Raw genomic sequence first — 22,457 nt, forward strand, 5'->3', positions numbered from 1 at the left:
TTCAGCGCGATTTTTTCAGATCCCCGACCCGTCGAGGTTCCGGTCATCGTCGCCCTCCCAGGGTGGGGGTATCGACGTGCGACCAAGGTTGGCCGAAGGCATTGGCATCCAACATTTCAGTTCCGGATCGGCGTATTCGATGATCTGCCCCGGCGAGGAGTCGGATGCCCGCCAGCCTTCTCCCGCGAACTGATCGCCATTCGACCAGTACGCGAGATCGACCTCCGCCGGCCCCTGCTCGGATGGCCGGATCGTGACCAGGATCCGACTACCGTCTTTCGGTGCGCTTGCCATATGGCGCCAACGGTCTGCCTCGTCCATCGTTTCTTCCTCCTGCCTCGCTACAGGAGAATGTCACCTCCCCATCGAAAACGGTCAACTGAAACTTTGCCGAAGCGAGCCATTGACCTGTATGGAAAACAGCGGCCGATCCCGTCGCGGAAACGGGCATTGCCGAGGCCGGAGCAAGGTGACATCGCTGGAGGGTTCGGCGACGCGATTTTGGAGAACGCATCGGATTGCCGTTTTCATGCTCACCGCTGTCGCGGCGACATTGTTCCCCGTTCCACGGATAAGCTGCTGTCGCGCTTCACCATCGCCGCGGCATCCTTGGATCGGATGCCGCGCGAGCGATGTTGGCGACACGTCGTCAGCCCACGGGTGCGAGTGTGGTCGGTTTGAGCTGACGACGTCGGCACGCGTCGAAACGAGGACCAGCCGATGACCCGGCGGCCCTTTCTTCCGAGGCAAGCAACAGCAGCCGCCTTAACCGTGCTTAGCCAAAGAACGCGCGCAGTTGAGCGAAAAACCCACTTGGTTTGGAACCTGACATCTTCCGCAAACGGCGAGCGACGACTGCCGCGCTGACGCGTTCACCGAAATGGCAGAAGCACACGAGATCATGCAATTGCTCGTCGCTGAGTTCGAAGAACCGTTTGGCTTCTCCATAGCTGTCATTTTCCATTCCCGCCGCCCGCAGAATGGGATCAGCGAACGCGACGGAGATGGGCGTGCCGTCATCGCGCAGGGCAAGCCGATCTGAAATCGGCTGATATTCGGTTTCGTGAAGTGTCTTGAGAAACGGTCTGGGGCTGCGTTCGAGACTTTCGGCCCACCGTTCAAGCCGTTCGCGCCGCGTTATTTCGAGGCGCTTGCAGGTCGGGCTGACCGTTGCGATGGTTTTCAACTGATCGAGTGCGTACTGTTCCATTTCGGCCTCCTATCTCCGGAAAAATAGATGGTCCGCCTCCCGAAAACAGCGTCGCTCAGGTCGCGGCCGATGTCCAATCACGATTGAAAACGGACATGTCGTTGACGTTTCCGTAATCACTGGAGGCGCCTTTACTTGCGGGGCGGCTCTTTTCTCATAGGGTTTCCGCGCCATGTCATGCCAAGGCAACCAGGCAGTGTTCGGTATGGACGAAATTTTCGAGCAGCTTCTGCACCTTTCTGGACGCACAGAGACGCTCATTGCCGTCTACGATGGTCATGACCGGCTGCGGTACGCCAACAGCGCCTTTCGTTCTGTCTATTTCATCGAGCCCGATGAAACTCCACTCTGGCCTGATCTCATGCGGCGCAATTTCGAGCTCGCGCGAGGCACTGTCATTCGGACGAGCAATTTCGACGAGTGGCTGCGCTCGACGCAGTCACGCCGCGGCAAGATCGGCTATCGAGCTTTCGAGACGGACCTGTGCGATGGCCGGTGGTTTTGGATGACCGAGGCGGTCCAGAAGAACGGTTGGATGTTGTGCATTGCGAGCGACATCACCAGTTTACGAGTACATGGCAGGACTGTCCGGCAGGATCGGGACCAGGCGATCAAGGCTTCTTACACCGACGAACTCACGGGTGTCGCCAACCGCCGCTTTGTGATGGCACGCGTCGACGACATGCTGACAGCCGCCCGGCACGGAAACAACGGATGCCTTGCCGTATTCGACATCGACAATTTCAAGCACATCAACGATAGGCTTGGTCACCATGCCGGAGATGTCGTCCTGCGCGATTTTGCTCATCGCATTCATCAGAATGTTCGCCGCAACGATTGTTTTGGACGGATCGGCGGAGAAGAGTTCCTTCTCGTGATGCCGGCAACCGGGCCGGAAGACGCCATTGCCATGGTCGAGTGCATGCTGACGGTGATCCGCTTCTCCCGGCCTCTGCCTGAATCACCCGACTTCAGCTACACCTGCTCCGCCGGTATCGCCGCTTGCGCCTCGTCAGACAGCGCTTCGGAGCTTTATCGACGCGCCGATCAAGCGCTCTACGCTGCCAAGTTGAGCGGACGCGACAGGGTGCGCGCGGCGTAGGGACATGGGCTACGCTTGAAGCTCTGTTTGGCCTGTCTTGCACGTCAGTCGCTCGGCCGGGGCAATGGCGATCGTCGGGCCGGCCGGGCAAGCCATCGCCGTCGCGTGCAGCCGTGACGCGAGCGACATGAAGCCGCTTCGCGGATCTGCCATGTCCGCCTGCGTCTAAACCCCCCACCTAGACTTCGGCCATCGCGTCCTGCCCCGGCTTTTGGTCCTGCCAGGCTCGCGCCGCCGGCAACGGCTTTGCCGTCCTCCACTGCGTTTCGGCCCTGCGGGTGCAGGCGCCGCTTGCAGCCCGGCTTTTGGACCGCCGTAGCAGGTCGCGATCGCCGCGACCTCGAAACGGAGGTTCCAACATGAGCAGGCAACAATCCAATCAACGATCGGATATCTACAGCCGCATCACCAACACGATCATCGCCGATCTCGAACGGGGCGTGCGGCCATGGACCAAACCCTGGACGACGGGACATGCGGCAAGTGAGGTCAGCCGGCCACTGCGCCACAACGGCCAACCCTACACCGGGATCAACGTCTTGCTGCTCTGGTCGCAAGCCTTCGCCCGCGGCTTTGCCTCATCACGCTGGATGACGTTTCGCCAGGCAATCGAACTCGGCGGCGCCGTTCGCAAGGGCGAAACCGGCACGACCGTGGTCTTTGCCAGTTCGTTCATCCGCACCGAGACGACCGAGACGGGCAGCGAGATCGAACAGGATATTCCATTCCTCAAGGCCTACACGGTGTTCAACATCGATCAGATCGCCGGTCTTAACGGCCGCTTTGACGACGTCGCACCTCTCCAGGATCCGATGAGCCGCATCGGCGATGCCGGCCGCTTCTTTGCCAATACCGGCGCACTGATCCGCCACGGAGGATCGGCTGCCTATTATGCCGCTCAGCGTGATTACATCCAGATGCCATGCCTGGATGCCTTTAGGGACGATGCCGCCTATGTCGCCGTCCTCAGCCACGAGATCACGCACTGGACCGCCGCACCGCGACGCCTTGATCGCGATCTCAGCCGCTACGCGAAAGACCGGAGCGAACGCGCCCGCGAAGAGCTCATTGCCGAACTCGGCAGCGCGTTTCTCTGCGCCGATCTCGGCATCGTTCCCGAGCTCGAACCACGCCCCGACCACGCCAGCTATCTCGATGGCTGGCTGAAGGTTCTCGACCACGACAAGCGTGCCATCTTCTCGGCGGCAGCACATGCGCAGCGCGCCGTCGACTATCTGCATTCCCTGCAGCCGGAGCGCAACGAGGAGGAGGCGGCGTAAGCCGTCTCTTCTTCACTCAACTGTCTCTTCCTTCAATCAGGCATGCGAGACGCGGATGCCGATCACGGCAGCGGAAGGTAGCCTCGCGATCGCTTCCTGCGCAAAATGCTGAGCAGGAGATCGACGGCTTTTGCCTCGCTGTCGAAGACATGGATCTTCTGCTGCCCGCGGCTGCCGATGCGTCCCCAGCTGCGCACCAGCGAGGTCTCGCCGAAGAGGTTCGGCTCGATCGACAGCGCATAAAAGCGGGCCATGTTCTTCGATGGATCGATGCGTTCGATGTAGAGACGATAGGGCTGAACTGTCATGCCGGCAGAATCGCAAACGCCAGTTGCTCGCGTCCAACGACATTTGTGAATCGATGAGGCCCGATCGATTCATCGGGGTGATGGGACCGCCTGGCTCATCTCTCCTGGTTGACAAACAATCCGGAAAATTCCGGATCGGCATAATAGCGCGACTTCATCGCAACGATCGGCGGGCGTCAGCAGCGGGCGGGCGACACGCTGCTCGGCAATTTCCGACACAGTGCCGCCGCGTGTTGAACACCACGGTCTCCTGGCCAGGCAAATTGGAGGCGGCCCTATCCGTTGAGGCTAAGGCGCCTGACGATGATCTCTAAACATATCGTAGCTCTAATATGATCCGTAAACAGATCTATTTTCGTTGACAACGGGGACAAGAAGATATCTATACGTATCAGTCCAATGTCGAATGAAACGCGCAGGTATCATCATGATCCCAGATTCGGCGGCTTTGCTCGAAATCGGGCGGTTATTGAAGAAGGCACGACAGGCCTCGGCAATGACCCAGGAACGGGTCGCCGATTTGGCTGGCATTTCGCGCCCTCGTTATCGCGACATCGAGACGGGGGTCGCCGCGGCTCGCGCGACGACTTTGCTGAATGTCGCCCGCGCGCTCGGCCTGGAAATGATGATGATCCCCCAAGCAATGGTTCCCGCGGTCGAGGCCTTGCTGCGCCCACATGACGACGATGATCTCCCGGCTTTCATCTCCCGCCCCGACGATAACGATCATGGCTAAGATGTTTCAGGCTCCCAACGCCATTCCTTCGCTTGAGGTGCTGCTGAACGATCTGAAGGTCGGCACACTCGTCAGGACGCCTGGAGATTTCAATGCGTTCAGCTTCGATGAAGCTTATCGCGCGACGGGTGGGTTCCCAGTCCTTAGCCTGTCATTCCGGGCGGCGACGGGAGGGTTGCGCAAGGATCCCAAGCCAATTGCCGGCGCCTTGCCGGCGTTCTTCGCCAATCTTCTTCCTGAAGACAAATTGCGCGAGGCGATGGAAAAGCACCACGCAGGTCATGTGCGCGCGGGCAACGATTTTGATCTACTGGCCGCACTCGGTCAGGACCTGCCGGGCGCTGTCCGCGTTGTACCGAGCGGTGGCACGACGGCGGTGATCGAGGACGCGTCGAGGGGCAAGCCGAAAGCCCGGTTTTCACTCGCGGGTGTGCAGATGAAACTCTCGGTGATGAAGAACACTGGCAGGGGTGGTGGCCTAACCTTGCCGATGGGTGACGAGCAGGGCCATTACATCGCAAAGCTTCCTTCGACATCGTTTCCTGGTGTCTCTGAAAACGAGTACGCCAACCTTGCATTGGCTGCAGCGATCGGCATGGAAGTGCCAGAACGCGAGCTTGTCGAGAAGTCCGATTTCGAAGGGATCCCCGAGGAGTTCGACACGCTGTCGGACGGAAAGGTCCTCCTGGTCAAACGCTTCGATCGGGGCGCCGGCGCTGAACGCATCCATATCGAGGATTTCGCCCAGGTCTTCGGCATTTATCCCTCGCGCAAATACGAGGCCGCGGCATACCACGATATAGCCTCCGCCCTCGGTGTCGCCATCTCGCCGACGGCCGCCCTCGAGTTCGTACGCCGTCTGGCCCTGACGGCAATAACCGGCAATGGCGACATGCACCTCAAAAACTGGTCGCTGATCTATCGTGGCAATGGCGACAAGCCGGAGCTCGCGCCGATCTACGATGTCCTGTCGACCGTGCCCTATATTCCCGCCGACGCGATGGCGCTGTCGCTCGGCGGCGAGCGCTCCTTCAAGGCGCTCGTCGCGCAGCGATGGAAGATCTTCGCCAACCGCGCGAGGCTGCCGGAGCCGGCTGTGCTCAAGGCGGTCATCGATGTCGTTGAACGCGTCAACAGGCATTGGTGGAGCCTTCCGGAACGGGCCGTCGTCCCGGAAAAAGTGCTCGAGCGGATCGATGAGCACGTGAAGGTGATGACGCCGGTACTCAGCAGTTGCGCCAATCAATAAGGCTGGAATCACAAGCACGCTGTCATGACGGATCTTCCGCTGCCGCGACTGCGAATGCGTCCAAGACGCGCGCCGATCGGTTCATCGGGGTGATGTGAACCGCCTGGTTCATCTCTCCTGCCTTATCTGTCCTGCTTGCCAAACAATCCGACGAATTCCGGATCGGCATAATAGCGCAACTTCGTCGCAACGATCGGCCGCTGGCCGGCAGGCCACTGCCCGCCTTTGTCAGCGGCGCAATCTCTCTTCGGCCGGCAAAGCGCGCAGACCCATGCGTGTCGTCCACCGCCGATCCAAAATGCGTGATCAACGGAACCGACAACAATCGAATGAGCAGCACGACCGCAAAGGCCATCACCACCCAATCGCCGATATGCCAGATGACGTCACCCCTGTGGCCGCCGAGCATCACGCGTCTGAGGTAGTCGATCCCGAAGTAGACGGTGAACACGACAAACAAGTAGCCGGCCGCACCCATGACAAACGACTTGGCATATCGCAGCGGAAAGGTGATGAACGCGACGATGGCCCAGAGCGGATCACGGGCCGCCATGCGCATCATGTTTGCGAAGGCAATCTTGATCTTGATGGCATGGATCATCACACTGCACTCCCGTTGCCGACATTGCCGATATTGCCGCGCGACGGTTCGTGTAGCTGTGGCTTCAGCAGATCGTCGAACAGATCTCGATCGCCGTCGCGGGTGAGGAACTTTGGCAGTTCGGATCTGAGCCAGGCTGCCAGTCCTGCGCCGATGAGCACATCGCGATCATTCTCCAGCCGATGCAGCACAAGTGCGCCGATCAACACCTTGCGGCGCGTATCGATGGCGCGTTCCTGTTTGCCGAGCCGGATCTGCAATGTCTTTCGCTGGGCTTCCAGCTGGGCCAGCCGTTCGCCGATGGTTTTGCGCGCCATGATGATCTCCTCCCTTGTTCCTGTTCAGCCATTGGCCGCGGCGATGAACGGATGATCAGAGCCGCCGGCGTGCCTAGATCGAAGTTGTCTCGAAGAGCGGCGCTTCGAAACCCGCAAATCTGCGCGTGGAAGCGACCGGGTGAACGGCTTACGAGGTCATCGGGAGATTGCCGCGTGCTCCCACCAGTGCCCGAAGGAGCGAAGCGACGACGGCACAAGGGCGCACTTACGAGTTGCGGGGCAACTCAAAGCGCGGGCCGGCAGCCCGCTAACAAAGGGGACAAGCGATGGCGATCTATCATCTCAGCATGAAGCCGATCGCCCGCAGCGGTGGCCGCAGCGCTGTCGCGTCCGCCGCCTATCGTGCGGCCGAGCGGCTGACCAACGAGCGTGATGGGCTAACCCATGATTTTAGCAACAGGAAAGGTGTCGAGCATGCCGAGATCGTCTTGCCGACTGGGTCTTCCGCCTATTGGGCGATGAAGCGATCGGCCTTGTGGAATGCCGCCGAGCGTGCCGAGAAACGCAGCGACGCCCGTATTGCCCGGGAATTCGAAATCGCCCTGCCACACGAATTGAGTTCCGATCAACGCCTGGTGCTGACGCGGGCCTTTGCCGAGGATCTGGCCAATCGCTATGGCGCTGCCGTCGACTTCGCGATCCATCGGCCGGGCGGGGCAAGCGATATCAGAAACAGCCACGCGCATCTGATGATGACGACGCGTGAGGTGAGGGAAACCGGTCTTGGCGACAAGACGCTGCTCGAGCGGGAGAACAGATGGCTTCTCGCCAATCACCTGCCGCCATCGCAGCTGCAGCTGAAGGATCTCAGACAGGCCTGGGAGCATCTTGCCAACACGCACCTTGAGAGGGCCGGCCACGATATCCGCATCGATCATCGTTCGCATCTGGAGGCCGGGATCACGATCGAGCCGAGCGAACATGTCGGTGTGCATGCCACTCAGATCGATCGGCAGGGTGGGGCAGTCTCGCGCGTCCGCATCTCACCGCAATCGGCCGAGCGAAATGCCGAGACCATTCGCCGGCGGCCCGAAGAGATATTGAAGCTCATCACCAACGAGAAAAGCGTCTTCAGCCGCTATGACATTGCCAGGGCTCTGCATCGCACTATCAATGACGATGCGCAGACCTTCCAGAATGCTTTTGCCGCGGTCATGGCGTCGAAGGCACTTGTCGAGCTCAGACCCGACAGTTCAAGCCTTCGCGGTCGTGACGGCGAGGCACGTTATTCGACGGTCGAGATGGTGGCGATCGAGGGTGCGATAGCAACATCCGCTGTTGCGATGAAGGCGCGCCAAAACCATGGTGTCTTCAAGCGCAATGTCGATGCGGCCATCGCCGCTCAGGACAGATCGATCCAGGCGGGAAATCCTTCACCGGGGCAGGGACTATCGGCGGAACAGCGCCAGGCGATCGAGCATGTCACGGGTCCAGCTCAGATCGCCGTGGTGATCGGCTTTGCCGGTGCCGGCAAGAGCACGATGCTGGCGGCTGCCCGGCACGCCTGGGAAGCGCAGGGCTATCGCGTTCACGGCGCGGCATTGGCCGGCAAGGCGGCGGAAGGCCTGGAGCAATCGTCGGGGATCTCAAGTCGCACCTTGGCGTCGTGGGAATACAGCTGGCAGGCTGATCGCGGTCGGCTGAATGCTCGTGACGTCTTCGTCATCGACGAGGGCGGCATGGTCGGAAGTCGTCAGCTTGCCCGCTTCGTCGACGAGGTCAGACGGGCCGGCGCCAAGCTCGTCCTGGTCGGTGACCATGAACAGCTTCAGGCGATCGGAGCGGGCGCGCCGTTCCGGGCGATTGCCGAAGCCGTCGGTCACGCGCAACTGTCGGAAGTGCGCCGGCAAAAAGCCGATTGGCAAAAGCAGGCCTCGATCGACTTCGCCTCGCATCGGACTGCCGACGGGCTTGCTGCCTACCAAGCACATGGCAACATCCAGCTGAAAGCAAACCGCGACGACGTGCTGAAGGCGATCATTGCCGATTACGTCGCTGACCGATCGGCCAATCCCAACGACACGCGCATTGCGATGGCCCATCGACGCGACGACGTCCGTGCCATCAATGCCGGCATTCGCTCTCGGTTGCAGGAGCGCGGTGAGCTCTCAAGAAGCACCGGCACCTCGGATGATCGTGGTGAGGAACTCACCTACCAGACCAACAATGGGAAGCGATCCTTCGCACGCGGCGATCGCATCGTCTTCCTGGAGAACGATCGTGATCTCGGCGTCAAGAATGGCATGCTGGGCGAGGTGATCGCCGTCGCGCCGGACGCAATACAGGTTCGGCTTGACGGCAAGGCGCAGACGCAAGATGGGCAACGCCAGGTGATCATTCCCGTGAACAGTTACCAGGCCTTTGATCACGGCTACGCGACGACGATCCACAAGACGCAAGGTGCCACCGTCGACCGGAGTTTTGTCCTGGCGTCGACGACGATGGACCGGCATCTGACCTACGTGGCGATGACCCGTCATCGCGAGGAGGTGCAGCTCTATGCCGGGCTGGATGCGTTCAAGACGGAGCGATCCCTGACAGAGGCACTGAGCCGTTCAGGCGTCAAGGAGACGACGCTTGACTATACCCATGACTTTGCCAATCGGCGCGACATGGAGGATCGCCGGGGACAGGGCGAGAGCGAGGTCGCATCTCACGAAATCAGCAAAGGGATACAGCCCATCCCGGACACGGCGGTTCCCAAGCCACTGCAAGAGCCTACACCGCTCGCGGCCCGCAGCATCGCCGATGGCGGCTCTTCGCACCAGGATCCCAATGGCGATGAACGTCGCGATGAACGCCGCGTGCTCGTTGCGGCCGTGAAGACCTATGCGATGAGCGTCGAAGCGGTCGGACGGTCAAGGGCGATGCCGGCATTCGAACGAGATTGGGCCGCGGCAAAGCAGCTTGCGCCGCAGGTGTTCAAAGACGCGCCAGCGGCAATGGACGTGTTGCGCGGCCGGATCCTGGATGAGAACGCAGATCCGGTCGCGCTCGCCAACCAACTCAGCACTTTGCCCGAGACGATCGGCGCGCTCGCCGGCAAGACCGGCCTGTTCGGAGACAACGCTGAACGCAAACACGCGCTTTTGCGGATCGATGCGCTGGCTTCGCATGTTCGCCAATCCGCCAACACCTGGCAGCGTCGCCTTGCGGCTGAATGCGGCTCCGAACGCTGGAAGCGGGAAAAGCAGGACGGGGTCGAGGTTCTGGGGCCGAGCCGCCGGAGCGAAGCGCTGCTGCGCCAGCTCGACGATCTCCCCTATAGCGACAAGGCAAAGTTCGTCGAGCAACTGGCCGGGACACCGCAGGGGCGTCGAGCGCTTGCCGAGGCGAAGGACATCGTGACTGCGATCGAAACGCGCTTCGGTCGCGCCGATCCCGCAGATCTCGCGGATCAGCTGAAGCGAGTGGGACCGGATCGGGATGGTGACGTCGAGCGGATCCGCCAGGTTGCCCGCCTTGCCGATCGTAGTCATCGTGCGGAGCTCACCCAGCAGATGGAGTTGAAGCGGTCGCTGAAGCGGGGCAAGAGCTTGGGGCTTGGGATGTAGATGTTTGGGTCACAGGCGATTGGCTGCAATAAGTCGAGGATCGACGGAAGATAATCATGCACGGAATGCGGGGCTTGGCTATCGGCCTGCCTCTGTCATTCCTTTGTCCTTCACACAATAAAATTCAATCAACTGCTCCGAGGTCATTGGCCGTGCCAGAGCGTAACCTTGCAATATATGGCAACCGAGATCCTTCAGGATCTTCGCATGGTCCATTGTCTCCACGCCCTCTGCAACGATGTCGATGTTCTGCGATCGGCCGATTTCGATAATGGAGGAGACCAGGCGGCGCTGAGATGGAGACGCGACAATCGGCTTGATAATTTCGCGATCGATCTTCAGTCGTCGCGGCTCAAATCGAAGCAAACTGACAATGCTGGCATGTTCGGTGCCGAAGTCATCGATCTCGATTTCGATGCCAAGCTTTTTGACGGCTGGAATGATCTCTTTGAGAACAGGTTGAAGATCATTGAAGGAGATTGTCTCGAGCAGCTCGAAACACAGGCGACCTTTCGCTATGGGAAGTTCGGACAGCTCGGCAAGCAGATTTGGCTGCGCCAATCGACGCGCTGAAATGTTGACAGAGACACGTGGAATTTGCATTCCCAGACTGTCCCATCTTGTCAGCTCGAATAGGGCCTTTTGCAGGATCAGCCTATCCATGTCGCCGGTGCGCCCCAGTTTTTCCGCAACGTCCAGAAATTTGTCCGGGGCGAGCAGACCTTTTTGCGGGTGATCCCAACGGGCAAGTGTCTCGACGCCGGCAAGGTCCAACGTATTTGCATCGAACTGCGGTTGAAAGAACGCAACGAGTTCATCGCGATCTAGCGCTTGCTTGAATTCGTCCGCCAATTCTTTCGAGTGGATCGCGGCGCTGCGAAGCTCTTCCGTAAAAACCGCCGCGCGGCCGCGACCCGCCTTCTTTGCCTCGTACAAAGCCAAATCGGCATTGAGAAGCAATTGGCCGAGGTCCGGACCGAGAGCACGTTCAGTCTCCCAGGCGACGCCGACGCTTGCACCGACAACACACGCCGCATCGTCGATGATGAGGGGCTGATCGAGCGTATCGACAATTTGTCGTGCCAATGCGGTTGCCTTCGGCTCCGGATCGGCACTCCAACTGGCGAAGATGAACTCATCTCCACCGATCCGAGCCGCCACGTCGTTTGGACCAACCAAATCGGCAAGGCGAGAAGCCGTTGCTTGCAAGACCGCGTCACCGGCAGCATGCCCTCTCGTATCGTTGATCTCCTTAAATCGATCCAGGTCGATGTGAATGAATATCAGACAATCTTGTGGACGGGGTCTCGGCGGTTGCGAGATCATCCGGTCGACAAATCGTCGATTGGGAAGCCCCGTCAATGCGTCATGCAATGAGAGATGCTCCAGCCTCTGTCGTGCTCGAACGAGCTTTTTCTTGTGAAGGCGAAGCTTTTCGATCGTTCTTTGGCGTGATCCGGTCAGAAAGCCGATCCAGACAATCGGTGCAACGACACATAATGCCAACAGGCTGGCGTAGAACTCAAAAATACCGATCCCGCTATTTTGGCCCCATCGCGGTCTTGGGAGTGCGGCGAGGGTCCATCGGCCATAAACCATGTCAACGGATGTCTGAACCGGTTTGCTTGAAAAAGTTGCCAGGCTGCCGAAAAAAACCTGTTTGGGCGAATTCGGCTCCGGTACGGTGCTGATGGCGATCTCAAGCTCGGTCGAAGCAAGGCCACTTTCCTGGTAAAGCTTCGGTATGTCGACTATTCCGGAAAGCAGGCCCCAAAAGACCTGGCTTGTTCCGTTATTGATGTAGACCGGGCACCTGACGACAAAAGCGGTTCCACCTTGGACAAGCTCCACTGGGCCTGTCAGAACGATATTGTGGGTGTTGCGCGCCAGCATCGCGGCAGCCCGTTGCTTCTCATTGTTTCGGTAGTCGAGCCCGATGGCCTTTTCGTTTCCGTTCTCCGGATAAACCCAGCTGACCACCATGTCGGGCGCGGCAGCGAAGCTTCGCAATTGCGAATCGGGTTGCAGGATCTGCGCGGCAAGTTTGGAAAATCCGTTTTGGCCCATCTCTGGATTGACTGCGATGCCGGCCGCCAGCCCCTGCAACAGCTTCACATTGCTATTGAGGTTCGTCTGAAGCCGGGAGGATATGGTGGCAAGCTCGCCGGCAACGATCGAGCGCTCATCGGCAAGCGATCGCTCCAGCCGCCAGTTCGTTGCTACCCAAACGACGATTGCTGCAATAATTGCGGCAAATATTGCGGGAGCGAATGCGCTGGTATGACTTACTGCAGAGCGAGCGAGATTTCTTCGAAACTTCATCGGGTTGCCGGCGTGGATGACAGACCCTCATCCTTGCACGGTTTCTTTAAGGCAACGCTAAACTTGCCAGCGTCCTATAGAGGGAAGCTGCCTATTCGTGCTGGATCCGGTTAACAGACGTAGCATTGCCCGCATCTCCCCGCGCCGCTCACTGTGCCGGGCTGAAATCGGCGGCAAGGACCGCGTCCTTCAGCGCCCGCGAATACTCATGCTGGGGATCATCCAGCACGGCCCGCGCCTGTCCGCGTTCGACGATTTCGCCTTTGCGCATGATGATGATGTTGTCGCTGATGTAATAGGCGGTGGCGAGGTCGTGGGTGATGTAGACGATCGAAAGACCGAGCTCGTTTTTCAGACGGCCAAAGAGATTGACGATCGCCATGCGCAGCGATGCGTCGACCATCGATACCGGTTCATCGGCCACCAGCAGCCGGGGTTGCGGGATCAGCGCCCGGGCGATGGCGACGCGCTGAAGCTGGCCGCCCGACAATTCGTGGGGGAACCGGCCTTTCACTTCTTCAAGGGTCAGGCCGACATGGACGAGGGCTGCATCCGCCATCTTCTCCGCCTGCTCTCGGTCCGGCCGATTTCCCGAGAATGAAAAATTGCGGGCGGTCTCGAAGAGATAACGGTCGACACGTTTCAGCGGATTGAAGGCTTCGAAGGGGTTTTGCAGAACCGGCTGGACCTCTTTCATGAAAGCCTTGCGTTCGGATCGGCTATGGATGGCGACGGTCCTGCCGCTGAATTGAAGCTCGCCTTCCGTTGGTTCGGTCTGGCCGAGGATCATCGCCGCGATCGTCGATTTTCCCGAGCCGGATTCTCCAACGATCGACAGGATCTCCGGCTCCGCTCCCAATTCGAAGCTGACGTCCTTGACCGCCGTGATCAGCCGCCGGCCGAGCATGCCGCCCTGCCGGTAGACCTTCGTGACGTGCGAGAGGCTAAGAAGAGCGCTCAAACCTGATCTCCCGTAACGGCAAAACACGCCACGCGCCGCTGCGGCTCGACAGTGACGAGCGGCGGAACCTTCTGCGAGCAGATCTCCATGCGCTTGGGACAGCGCGGATGAAACCGGCAGCCTTCCGGCGGCATGGCGAGGTTAGGCGGACGCCCCTCCAGCGAAGGGCGGGCCGTCGCATCGCCGATGCGCGGCAGGCTGCCGACGAGGTGCTGCGTATAGGGGTGGAGCGGTTTGTTGAAGAGTTTGGCGGTCGGCGCTTCCTCGACAAGACGCCCGGCATAGACAATGCCGATGCGGTCGGAGACCGTCGCGTGAACCCCCATATCATGGGTGACGAACAGGAAGGACGAGCCCATCTCGCGCTGGATCTCGCGGATCATCGACAGCACGTCGCGCTGAACGATGACGTCGAGCGCGGTCGTCGGTTCGTCGGCGATGATAAATTCCGGCGTCAGGATGGTGGCCAGCGCAATGGTCATGCGCTGGCGCATGCCGCCGGAGAGTTCGTGGGGATAGGCATCGAGCAGATGCGGATCCAGCTTCAGCCGCTGCAGATGGGTGGCGACCCTTTCGAGAAAGACCGGGCCGCTGACCTTCATGTGGCGAAAGGCGAAATCGGTGAAGGAATGACGGATCCGGCGCACCGGATTGAGCACATTCATCGAGCCCTGCATGATATAGGACAGATGCTTCCAGCGCAGCGCCAGCCGATCCTCCGGCTTCATCGCATAGATATCCTGGGTGCCGCCGTCGAAATGGAATGTCACTTTCCCGGACACGACCCTCAGCGGCGGCCGGATCGCGCCGGCAATGGTCTTGATCAAGGTCGTCTTGCCGCTGCTCGATTCACCGGCGACGCCATAGACCTCGCCGCGGGCGATGGTCAGGCTGATATCGTCGACGGCGCGCACCTCGCGATCGACGCCGTAGAGGAAGGCACGGTAATAGGCTTTCAGATTCTCAATTTCGACCAAAGGATCCATACTAACTTCCCATCCGGTTCAGCCGGCTGCGCGGATCGTTGTATTCGTTCATCGACATGGACAGCAGGAAGAGCGCCAGGAAGAGGACGACGATGACGGCGACGGGGGCGGCCACCCACCACCAAATGCCTGATATCAGCGCCGAATGCGCATTGGCCCAATAGATCATCATGCCCATGGTCGGCGTCTCGATATCGGTGAAGCCGAGCACCGACAGGGTGATCTCCATGCCGATCGACCAGATCATGTTGTTCATCGTGGTGGCAAAGACGATCGGCAGAACATAGGGCAGGTGCTCCTCGACGAGGATCTTGCGCATGCTCATGCCGGAATAGACGCTCTGGGTGGTGAAGGATCTCGTCTTCAGGCTGATCGCCACCGAACGGATGAGGCGTGCATCATAGGACCAGCCGAGCGCGGCCATGATGAGGATCAGCGCCGTCCAGGTCATGCTGTCCTTCAGCACGAAGTAGAACAGGATCAGCAGCGGAAATTGCGGGATGACCATGACGCTGTCGTTGATGGCCATCAGCACCCGGTCGACCGCGCCGCCGGCATAGCCGGCGACGAGGCCGACGACCAGCGAGATGATGCGTGAAATGAAGGCGACGCCGATGCCAAAAAACAGGGTGTTCCTGAGCGCGGTTGTCAGCTGCCAGAAAACGTCCTGGCCGCGCGACGTCGTGCCGAGCCAATATTCTCCATCGGGCGGCATATCGGGCGGCAGAAGATAGATGTCGGTCGCGCCGTAAGGCGAGAAATAGGACACCACTATCAATGCGACGATGACGGCAAAGAGCAGCAGGCCGCAGAGGAATTCCATATTCTGGCGCGCGAGGTCGCGGACGATCGTAAACATGCTCTATTCCACCTTGATGCGCGGGTCGATCAGCGGGCTCAGAATGTCGATGATGAAGACGGCGGCGGCGACGCCGACGATCGACAATGCGCTGAGGCCGAGCACCAGGCTATAGTCGCCGGCATGCACCGCTTCGATCAGCAGGTTGCCAATGCCCGGATAGCCGAAGACGATTTCGGTGATGACCGTGCCGTTGAAGATCGCGCCGAGCGACATGGCAAGCCCGGTGAACTGCGGCACCATGGCATTGCGGGCGATGTAGGAGCGCAGGATCTTTCGCTTCGGAACGCCGCCAAGCTCGGCGAAGACGACGTAATCCTCGGTGATGATGTTGGAAACGAGCGCGCGCATCCCGATCAGCCAGCTGCCGGCACCGACCATGATCAGCGACAAGGCCGGCAGGATCGAGTGTTTCAGGATATCGAAGACCAGGGCAAAGGAGAGGTCCAGATTGGCGTTCATCTCGTAGCCGCCATTGATCGGCAGCACCGGCCAGAGATAGCCGAACACAATCAGAAGCACGAAGGCGAGGATGTAATAGGGAATGGGAAGCAGGGCGATGAAGACGAGGCTGACGGCCTTCAGCACCATGTCCTTGCGGTAATAGCCGGCGAGCGCGCCGATCGCATTGCCGAGCACGAAGGTGATCAGCGTCGATACCGTCATCAGTCCGATTGTCCAGGGCAGGGATCGCAGGATGATGGTGGAAACGGGCGTGGGGAAAGCCGATAGCGAGGGACCGAGATCACCGGTCGCAAGCCGCAGCCAGAAATGCAGGTATTGCTGCCAGATCGAGCCCTCCATGCCGTAAAGCTCGCGAAGCGACTGGCGCATCAGTTCGATCGCATTCGGATCGGACTGCCCCATCTGGGTGATGGCGCCTATGCTTTCTTCGACCGGATCGATCGGGGTCAGGTGGGTGACGAAGAATGTGATGGTCACGCCAAGAAATACAACGAGCAGAAACTGACCGAACCGCTTCAGCACAAAGATCAGATAGGACGTCATAGGGCGGTGGTTCCTCTCTGGTTCCCTTCATCAAGTGGAAAGGATCGACGGACATGCCACATGCCCGTCGATTAGGGGGCCGGCGCGCAACACTCGCGCCGGCGTTGGGAGGATTATTTCGGTTGTGCCGGCTTCAGCTTGACCATCATCAGCCTGGAGTTGGCCCAATTCGGCACCGGATCGGTATAGGGATCAGCGATCGTCGGATAACCGGTCCAATAGGTCGTATCCATCGAGGTGAAGACGTTATACGACATCAGCGGGATCGTCGGCATTTCGCGGGCGACCAGCTTCAGATAATCCTTGCCGAGCTCGACGCCCTTCGGATCGTCGGCGCTGATGCCGCGAATGCTTTCGATGATCTTGTCGAGCTCCGGATTGCTCCAGCGCTGCCAGTTGCGCGGCGGCTGATTGTCACCCTTCTTGGCCACGAACTGCGAATGCCAGCTGTCCAGGAAGAACGACAGGTCGGGATCGCCGCCCCAGGTCTCGACGCTCCAGGCGATCGCAACCTGGAAATCGCCGGGCTGTAGCGCCGTCTGCCAAAGTTTCGCGGCCGGCACGGCTTTGGCGTCGATGCCGAATGCGGCCCATTGCTGTGCGATCAACGTCCCGGCGCGGGTGAAGACCGAGCGTGTGTCGCCTTCCACCGTCATCCGGATCTTGAAGGGCTGTCCATCAGGGGTCAGCCATTTGCCGCCGGATTTCTTGAAGCCTGCCTTCTCCAGCAGTTCGCCGGCAGCCTTCGGATCCGGTTTCCACCAGCCATAGCCGAAGGCACCGCTGATCGCCTCCGGGTCGGTCGGGATCTGGTCCTTGAACTTCGGCTGCTTGCGCAGGATATCGGCGATCTGTTGCCCGACCGTCGGGTCATAAGGCTTGATCTTGCTCTTGCCGGTATCGATCTCGAAATTCTTCAGCCAATCCTGCATCGGCGCCTGATAGTCCTTCATCGTGGCCGCCGTCGGCGGCACGCCGAGCGCCGAAAGCGTCGCTGCCCCGCGATAGCTCGCCATATCCACCGCCTTGATGTCGATCAGCAGGGCAAGCGCCCAGCGTACATCGGCATTGTCGAAGGGCGGATTCTGGGTGTTGAAGATCACGGCCGGAAGCGTCGGGTCCGGATGGGCGAAGGGGAAACCCGGGAACCAGGTTTCGATCGTCTTGGATTTTTCCTTCAGCGTGAACATGCCCTCGGGCGTGTTGTCGTGAATGATATCGAGATTGTGCTCGAGCTGAGCGATGGTGCGTTTATCCGGCGGGCCGGGATCGGCATAGGTCACATATTTCGGAGCCGGCTCGCCGAAGCGGGCAAGCGATGTCCGCTGCCAGTCGTCGCGCTTCTCCCAGGTATACCACTTGCCCTGGGGGTCGTAGGACTTGAGCTTGTAGGCGCCGAGCGAAACGGGATTGGCGAAATCATAACGAAGCGGATCTTCGACTTTCTCGAAAACATGCTTGGGCATGATCCAGGCGCCGTTCCAGCGAACGGTGAAGATGGCATGGAAGCGCGAATTGGGCTTCTTTAGCTTGAACACCACAGTCGAGGGGTCGGTCGCCTCGACGCTTGCCACCTGCACCGAGAAGGCAGCACTCCAGACCATGCCGGGGTGATCCATCTGCGTCTTCACGGTATAGACCACGTCGTCTGCCGTGAACTCCACGCCGTCGCTCCAGAAGAGCCCCTTGCGCAGTTTCACGGTCATCTCGGTAAAGTCGGCATTGTATTGCGGCTTGTCGGCAGCCAGAGAATTGTCCCAGGTCGCGCCGCCAAGCCCTTGTTCGGGGTCGATATACCAGAGCGTATCCATGGTCAGCTGCTGCAGGCCGGTCGATACGCCGCCGCCGCCATTGACCCAGATGTTGAACCAGCCGGGATTTTTGATCGTCCCTTCCGGATTTTCGACGATGAGCGTCTCCTTGCGCGGCAAGGAGGTGTAGTCATCGGCCTTGGCCGTCGCTGTCAGGCCGAGTGCGGCCAGCGCGACGCCAAATGCGAGCCTCTTCCACTGTTGCATGAACTCCTCCCTAGAAAGCGACGATACGGCGGCCGCAAAGGCACGCATGGGCACGTCGCGGTTGTCGGTTCGCAGAAGCGTCAGGACTTGAACAATCAGGTCCGGGACCTCAGTGAACCATCTCTCCGGCTCCCTGCCTCCTCGCAGCGAGCCGAATATTTTCAGCCGGGGCGTGCCCCCAATGGGCTACCCGGCGGTAGCTGTCACACCGACAGCCGGATTACGTTGTAGGAGAACGGTTTCAGCGCCGCCCGCAGGCGTCCATCCTCGATCTTTCCACTCTCGACGTTGACGGGGGCGACCGTCTTCGGCCGCACCGCCGTATTGACGGCTTCCAGGTCGCCGTGGGTCATCTCCACCTGCTCGACCACCCGGGCATTTCCGAAGCCTTCCAGTCGCACATCGAGATCGAGCGCCGTGCTCGGATGGCGGTTGACGGCAAAGAAGGTCAGCGTCTTGCCGTCTTCGGAATGGACTGCCGATACGTCGAGATAGGGGACGTCGTTCTCCTCGTCGCTGTCATAGGTCGGGCCATCGACGACCAGCTGCAGTGCCGTTCCACGGCCATATCTGGAGGCGTAATAGAACGGGTAATAGATGGTCTGGCGCCACGCCGCACCGCCGTCCTCGGTCATGATCGGGGCAATGACGTTGACGAGCTGCGCGATGCAGGCGATGCGCACACGGTCGGAACGGCGGATGAAGGTGTTAAGGATGCCGCCGACCTGCAGCACGTCTTCGAAATTATAGATGTCTTCCAAGAGATGCGGCGCATCCGGCCATTCGTCGCGCGCCAGGATCTCCTTGTCCTGCTGGTTGGAATGATACCAGACATTCCATTCGTCGAAGGAAATGCCGATCGTCTTCTTCGAGCGTTTTTTCGCCTTGATGTAGTCGATCACGCCGCCGATCGTGGTGATGTAGCGGTCGAGCTTCGTCGCGCGGGCAAGATAGTTGAGGGTATTTTTCTCGCGGTTGGCAAAATACATATGCAGCGAGATATGGTCGGCGCTGTCATAGCACTGCTCGAGGACCTGGGCTTCCCACTCGGGATAAGTCTTCATGTCGGAATTGGACGAGCCGCAGACCACGAGCTCAAGCGACTTGTCGAAGCCGCGCATGGCTTTGGCCGTCTCATCCGCCAGCCGGCCATATTCATAGGCCGACTTGTGGCCGACCTGCCAGGGGCCATCCATCTCGTTGCCGAGGCACCACAATTTGACATCGTGCGGATTAGACCAGCCGTGCTTGCGGCGCAGATCCGACCAGTAGGTGCCGCCGGGATGATTGCAATATTCGAGGAAATTGCGAGCCGCATCCAGGCCGCGTGATCCGAGATTGACGGCGAGCATCGGCTTGGTATTTGCCTTCTTGCACCAGTCGACGAATTCATTGACGCCGATCTGGTTGGCTTCGCGGGTGCGCCAGGCAAGGTCGAGGCGCACCGGGCGCTCGGCACGCGGGCCGACGCCGTCTTCCCAATTATAGGCCGAGACGAAGTTGCCGCCGGGATAGCGGCAATAGGGCGTGTCGAGATCACGGACGAGATCAAGGACATCCTGGCGGAATCCGTCCTCATCGGCCGTCGGGTGACCGGGTTCATAAATGCCCCCGTAGATCGCCCTGCCGAGATGCTCGAGAAATGAACTGTAGAGCCTGGAATCAATGGTCGCGATGCGGAAATCGCGGTGAACCACAACGTTCGTCTTCAACGGATCCTCCCGTTTATGTATCAGATATTTTGTTTTCTTGCCTCTAACTTGATATCAGGAATGTTGTTGTGTCAACCAACTCGCGACTTTAATCATACTAATACGGAGTTCAGAAAAAATTGTTTAATTACAGTTATTTGGGCGCCTTTATCGGCCACCGGAACCGGAAAGAATCGTAATATTTAAATCAAGATTTCCGATTTTTATTTTTCAGACATGCAGTCGCATGATGATATCGCGCCCGTGATTTCCGAAGCTACGCCCGAAAATATTCACGCCGCCAGTATGACCGGCATTTTCGGCGATGCCGACCCGCAGCCGGATCGAGGAGTGCTGGGCAAGCGCGAGGTCGCTGAGCGTGACATTCGAGGCGGCGATACCGTCGATGAAGGTCCCGCGGGTGGAAATCCGCCAGGTCTTCATCATCCCATATTGCGAGCCTTCGAGCTTCCACCATGCCGGCGTGAAGGCGCCGCGCTTGTCGCCGTAGTCGCCGGGCGACGTCCAGGTGCCGATGGCCATGCCGTTGACCCAGAGCGTTATGTCGGACGGCCAGTCCGGATTGGTGCCAGGCACCTCAGACGACAACTCCAGCGAAAACTCGATGGCGCGGATATCCTTGTTTAACACCTTAGCATTGTTGGGGAATTTATATTCCACATAACCCCGGCCGAACCAGACGAGCCCGGCCTGCATGCGCTGCGGGTCGAGAAAATAGTCGGGAACATCGAGCGGGCCGATGACGCTCTCGGTGGAGCAAAGACCACACGGCGCATGGACGTCACAGCTGGTGTAGAGCCCGACCGGCATCTCGACTTCGATGATATTGTTGGCCCTTTGGGCCGCACTTTCCTCGAAACTGATCAAAATTTCGCTGTAGATCGCCGAGCAGATCTTCTGGTTTCCCTTGCGGGCCTTCGTCAACTGCGAATCGACAAGCCGGGCGTCTTCCAAAATCTGGATCCCGGTGGCGACAGTCGATTGAGGAAGAGAAAGGGCACGTGCGATATCGTTGATATTCATCGGCCCTTTGGCGCAAAGCAACTTGAGCATCTCGAGTCGCGCCGGTGCCGAAAGCGCGCGTATCGCATCATTATTCTCGCCAGCGGCAATCGTCAAAAACGAGCGTTCCATCATTCCTCCACTATTTCCGCTGAAGTGATGTATATCGGAAATTATGATACATCAAGTGGGAGTGCTTGGGTCTCGGCTGATTTTAGATGGTTCAGAATTCTGCGATGCGAGGGACTTAGAGATCCTTCCACGGATTGATGATCTGCAAGCCGAGCCCCTCGAAATCAGACGCATTGCGCGTTGCGAGTGGAGCGCCGCGCGAGACGGCGACGGCTGCGTTCTGCGCATCGAACTGGCGTTGCGGGGTGCGGGGAGCCCGAGGGAAGCCGAGATTGCGGTGGCTCACCGGCGCAGCAGCGGCCGCAACGCGGCCTGTGTTTCCTTCAGCAGCGGCAGATAGCGCTCCTTCATCTCGGCCGCCGGGACGAGGGCGGCCGGCGCGCCGATATTGATCGCCGCGACCGTTTCGCCGCGGTCGTTGTCGACAGGCACCGCGATAGAGCAGAGGCCGATCTCCAGCTCCTGATCGATGATGGCGTAACCGTCAGTGCGGACCCGGCGGAATTCGGTGATGAGGTCCTCCGGATCGGTCTTCGTATTCGGCGTGTTTTGCTTCAGCTCGCTGCGGGCGAGGATGGCGCGCGCCTCGCTCTCGCTAAGGGCTGCGAGCAGCACGCGCCCCATCGAGGCGCAGTAGGCGGGCAGGCGGCTGCCGGGGGTGAGGTTGATCGACATGACGCGGCGTTGCGAGGCGCGGGCGATATAGACGATGTCGGTGCCATCGAGCACCGAGGCCGAGGCGCTCTGGCCGGCCTTTTCCGAGAGAAGATCGAGATGCGGCTGCAGCAGCGCCGGCAGCGGCGTCGCTGCGAGATAGGCATGGCCAAGCCGCAGGATCTTCGGCGTCAGCGTGAAGAACTTGCCGTCATAATCGGCATATCCGAGCTCGGCGAGCGTCAGCAGCGAGCGGCGCACAGTGGCGCGGTCGAGCTCCGTCAGCTTGGCGGCCTCGGCGATGGAAAGCCGCTGTCGCGTTTCGCCGAAAGCTTCGATCACTTTCAGGCCGCGGGCAAAGCCACTGACGAAATCCGTTTCGCGCATGGGTCCAGTCTCCAATGGATTCATCTCAATTTGTGCGA

General features: G+C 59.8%; 19 protein-coding genes and 1 pseudogene. 5 read left to right on the forward strand and 15 right to left on the reverse strand.

The window, feature by feature from the left end; translation table 11 throughout:
* Window positions 1–15: 15 nt before the first annotated feature.
* Window positions 16–321, reverse strand: coding sequence for a hypothetical protein (locus AC2444_RS32835; RefSeq protein WP_003548855.1), 306 nt, complete (start codon window positions 319–321; stop codon window positions 16–18).
* A gap of 454 nt (window positions 322–775) precedes the next feature.
* Window positions 776–1,210: a hypothetical protein gene (locus AC2444_RS32840; RefSeq protein ID WP_012763335.1), complete on the reverse strand. Its 435-nt coding sequence runs from the start codon at window positions 1,208–1,210 to the stop codon at window positions 776–778.
* 259 nt (window positions 1,211–1,469) lie between these two features.
* On the opposite strand from AC2444_RS32840, the gene AC2444_RS32845 reads away from it, so the two are divergent.
* The gene (locus tag AC2444_RS32845; protein ID WP_245461269.1) at window positions 1,470–2,312 is read left to right on the forward strand and encodes a GGDEF domain-containing protein; all 843 of its coding nucleotides are present in this window, start codon (window positions 1,470–1,472) and stop codon (window positions 2,310–2,312) included.
* A 359-nt stretch (window positions 2,313–2,671) separates the two neighbouring features.
* Complete coding sequence (locus AC2444_RS32850) at window positions 2,672–3,592, forward strand: ArdC family protein (protein WP_128449760.1); 921 nt, start codon at window positions 2,672–2,674, stop codon at window positions 3,590–3,592.
* Window positions 3,593–3,654: 62 nt separating this feature from the next.
* Here the strand turns inward: AC2444_RS32850 and AC2444_RS32855 are convergent, their stop codons facing one another.
* Window positions 3,655–3,900, reverse strand: a complete 246-nt coding sequence (locus AC2444_RS32855; protein WP_128449759.1) for a WGR domain-containing protein — start codon at window positions 3,898–3,900, stop codon at window positions 3,655–3,657.
* A 406-nt stretch (window positions 3,901–4,306) separates the two neighbouring features.
* Between AC2444_RS32855 and AC2444_RS32860 the strand changes: the two genes are divergently transcribed.
* Both AC2444_RS32860 and AC2444_RS32865 read left to right on the forward strand, forming a co-directional pair.
* Window positions 4,307–4,636 carry a helix-turn-helix domain-containing protein gene (locus tag AC2444_RS32860; RefSeq protein ID WP_128408281.1) on the forward strand — a complete coding sequence of 110 codons (330 nt, stop codon included), beginning with the start codon at window positions 4,307–4,309 and terminating at the stop codon, window positions 4,634–4,636.
* Window positions 4,629–5,885, forward strand: a complete 1,257-nt coding sequence (locus AC2444_RS32865; RefSeq protein ID WP_128408279.1) for a type II toxin-antitoxin system HipA family toxin — start codon at window positions 4,629–4,631, stop codon at window positions 5,883–5,885. The genes AC2444_RS32860 and AC2444_RS32865 overlap by 8 nt, the downstream gene beginning before the upstream one ends.
* Window positions 5,886–6,069: 184 nt before the next feature.
* Here the strand turns inward: AC2444_RS32865 and AC2444_RS32870 are convergent.
* Together AC2444_RS32870 and AC2444_RS32875 are read right to left on the reverse strand one after the other, a co-directional pair.
* Window positions 6,070–6,486 (reverse strand): annotated as a pseudogene (locus tag AC2444_RS32870) (hypothetical protein); the annotation flags it as partial.
* Window positions 6,486–6,803 (reverse strand): mobilization protein, encoded by a 318-nt coding sequence (locus AC2444_RS32875; RefSeq protein ID WP_128449757.1) that lies wholly within the window; start codon window positions 6,801–6,803, stop codon window positions 6,486–6,488. The pseudogene AC2444_RS32870 and the gene AC2444_RS32875, both read right to left, overlap by 1 nt.
* 287 nt (window positions 6,804–7,090) lie before the next feature.
* Between AC2444_RS32875 and traA the strand changes: the two genes are divergently transcribed.
* Window positions 7,091–10,378 (forward strand): Ti-type conjugative transfer relaxase TraA, encoded by a 3,288-nt coding sequence (gene traA / locus AC2444_RS32880; RefSeq protein ID WP_128449756.1) that lies wholly within the window; start codon window positions 7,091–7,093, stop codon window positions 10,376–10,378.
* Between the two features lie 78 nt (window positions 10,379–10,456).
* On the opposite strand, the gene AC2444_RS32885 is transcribed toward traA, so the two are convergent.
* The 10 genes from AC2444_RS32885 to AC2444_RS32930 form a co-directional block, all read right to left on the reverse strand.
* The gene (locus tag AC2444_RS32885; RefSeq protein ID WP_128449755.1) at window positions 10,457–12,700 is read right to left on the reverse strand and encodes a bifunctional diguanylate cyclase/phosphodiesterase; all 2,244 of its coding nucleotides are present in this window, start codon (window positions 12,698–12,700) and stop codon (window positions 10,457–10,459) included.
* A gap of 148 nt (window positions 12,701–12,848) precedes the next feature.
* Window positions 12,849–13,661, reverse strand: coding sequence for an ABC transporter ATP-binding protein (locus AC2444_RS32890; protein WP_128407604.1), 813 nt, complete (start codon window positions 13,659–13,661; stop codon window positions 12,849–12,851).
* Window positions 13,658–14,647, reverse strand: coding sequence for an ABC transporter ATP-binding protein (locus AC2444_RS32895; RefSeq protein ID WP_003554069.1), 990 nt, complete (start codon window positions 14,645–14,647; stop codon window positions 13,658–13,660). Before AC2444_RS32895 ends, AC2444_RS32890 begins: the two co-directional genes overlap by 4 nt.
* 1 nt (window position 14,648) lies before the next feature.
* Entirely contained in the window at window positions 14,649–15,506 is an 858-nt protein-coding gene (locus tag AC2444_RS32900; protein WP_003554066.1) for an ABC transporter permease, read from the reverse strand.
* 3 nt (window positions 15,507–15,509) lie between these two features.
* Window positions 15,510–16,514: an ABC transporter permease gene (locus tag AC2444_RS32905; RefSeq protein WP_003554064.1), complete on the reverse strand. Its 1,005-nt coding sequence runs from the start codon at window positions 16,512–16,514 to the stop codon at window positions 15,510–15,512.
* A 113-nt stretch (window positions 16,515–16,627) separates the two neighbouring features.
* Window positions 16,628–18,532, reverse strand: coding sequence for an ABC transporter substrate-binding protein (locus AC2444_RS32910; RefSeq protein WP_017996517.1), 1,905 nt, complete (start codon window positions 18,530–18,532; stop codon window positions 16,628–16,630).
* A gap of 203 nt (window positions 18,533–18,735) precedes the next feature.
* Window positions 18,736–20,244, reverse strand: coding sequence for an arabinosylfuranosidase ArfA (arfA, locus tag AC2444_RS32915; protein WP_003554061.1), 1,509 nt, complete (start codon window positions 20,242–20,244; stop codon window positions 18,736–18,738).
* A gap of 210 nt (window positions 20,245–20,454) precedes the next feature.
* On the reverse strand, window positions 20,455–21,381 hold the full coding sequence (locus AC2444_RS32920; protein ID WP_017996516.1) for an ArsR/SmtB family transcription factor: 927 nt from the start codon (window positions 21,379–21,381) through the stop codon (window positions 20,455–20,457).
* Between the two features lie 112 nt (window positions 21,382–21,493).
* The gene (locus AC2444_RS32925; RefSeq protein ID WP_409565780.1) at window positions 21,494–21,664 is read right to left on the reverse strand and encodes a PIN domain-containing protein; all 171 of its coding nucleotides are present in this window, start codon (window positions 21,662–21,664) and stop codon (window positions 21,494–21,496) included.
* Complete coding sequence (locus AC2444_RS32930; protein ID WP_003554058.1) at window positions 21,661–22,419, reverse strand: IclR family transcriptional regulator; 759 nt, start codon at window positions 22,417–22,419, stop codon at window positions 21,661–21,663. The genes AC2444_RS32925 and AC2444_RS32930 overlap by 4 nt, the downstream gene beginning before the upstream one ends.
* Window positions 22,420–22,457 lie beyond the last annotated feature (38 nt).

The sequence above is a fragment of the Rhizobium sp. WSM1328 genome (genome assembly GCF_057653715.1).

Excerpts from the sequence above, each read along its gene's own strand:
- AC2444_RS32835 (WP_003548855.1), bottom strand. The coding sequence starts at position 321 with ATGGACGAGGCAGACCGTTGGCGCCATATGGCAAGCGCACCGAAAGAC.
- AC2444_RS32840 (WP_012763335.1), bottom strand. The coding sequence starts at position 1,210 with ATGGAACAGTACGCACTCGATCAGTTGAAAACCATCGCAACGGTCAGC.
- AC2444_RS32850 (WP_128449760.1), top strand. The coding sequence starts at position 2,672 with ATGAGCAGGCAACAATCCAATCAACGATCGGATATCTACAGCCGCATC.
- AC2444_RS32855 (WP_128449759.1), bottom strand. The coding sequence starts at position 3,900 with ATGACAGTTCAGCCCTATCGTCTCTACATCGAACGCATCGATCCATCG.
- AC2444_RS32860 (WP_128408281.1), top strand. The coding sequence starts at position 4,307 with ATGAAACGCGCAGGTATCATCATGATCCCAGATTCGGCGGCTTTGCTC.
- AC2444_RS32865 (WP_128408279.1), top strand. The coding sequence starts at position 4,629 with ATGGCTAAGATGTTTCAGGCTCCCAACGCCATTCCTTCGCTTGAGGTG.
- AC2444_RS32875 (WP_128449757.1), bottom strand. The coding sequence starts at position 6,803 with ATGGCGCGCAAAACCATCGGCGAACGGCTGGCCCAGCTGGAAGCCCAG.
- traA (WP_128449756.1), top strand. The coding sequence starts at position 7,091 with ATGGCGATCTATCATCTCAGCATGAAGCCGATCGCCCGCAGCGGTGGC.
- AC2444_RS32885 (WP_128449755.1), bottom strand. The coding sequence starts at position 12,700 with ATGAAGTTTCGAAGAAATCTCGCTCGCTCTGCAGTAAGTCATACCAGC.
- AC2444_RS32895 (WP_003554069.1), bottom strand. The coding sequence starts at position 14,647 with ATGGATCCTTTGGTCGAAATTGAGAATCTGAAAGCCTATTACCGTGCC.
- AC2444_RS32900 (WP_003554066.1), bottom strand. The coding sequence starts at position 15,506 with ATGTTTACGATCGTCCGCGACCTCGCGCGCCAGAATATGGAATTCCTC.
- AC2444_RS32905 (WP_003554064.1), bottom strand. The coding sequence starts at position 16,514 with ATGACGTCCTATCTGATCTTTGTGCTGAAGCGGTTCGGTCAGTTTCTG.
- AC2444_RS32910 (WP_017996517.1), bottom strand. The coding sequence starts at position 18,532 with ATGCAACAGTGGAAGAGGCTCGCATTTGGCGTCGCGCTGGCCGCACTC.
- AC2444_RS32920 (WP_017996516.1), bottom strand. The coding sequence starts at position 21,381 with ATGATGGAACGCTCGTTTTTGACGATTGCCGCTGGCGAGAATAATGAT.
- AC2444_RS32930 (WP_003554058.1), bottom strand. The coding sequence starts at position 22,419 with ATGCGCGAAACGGATTTCGTCAGTGGCTTTGCCCGCGGCCTGAAAGTG.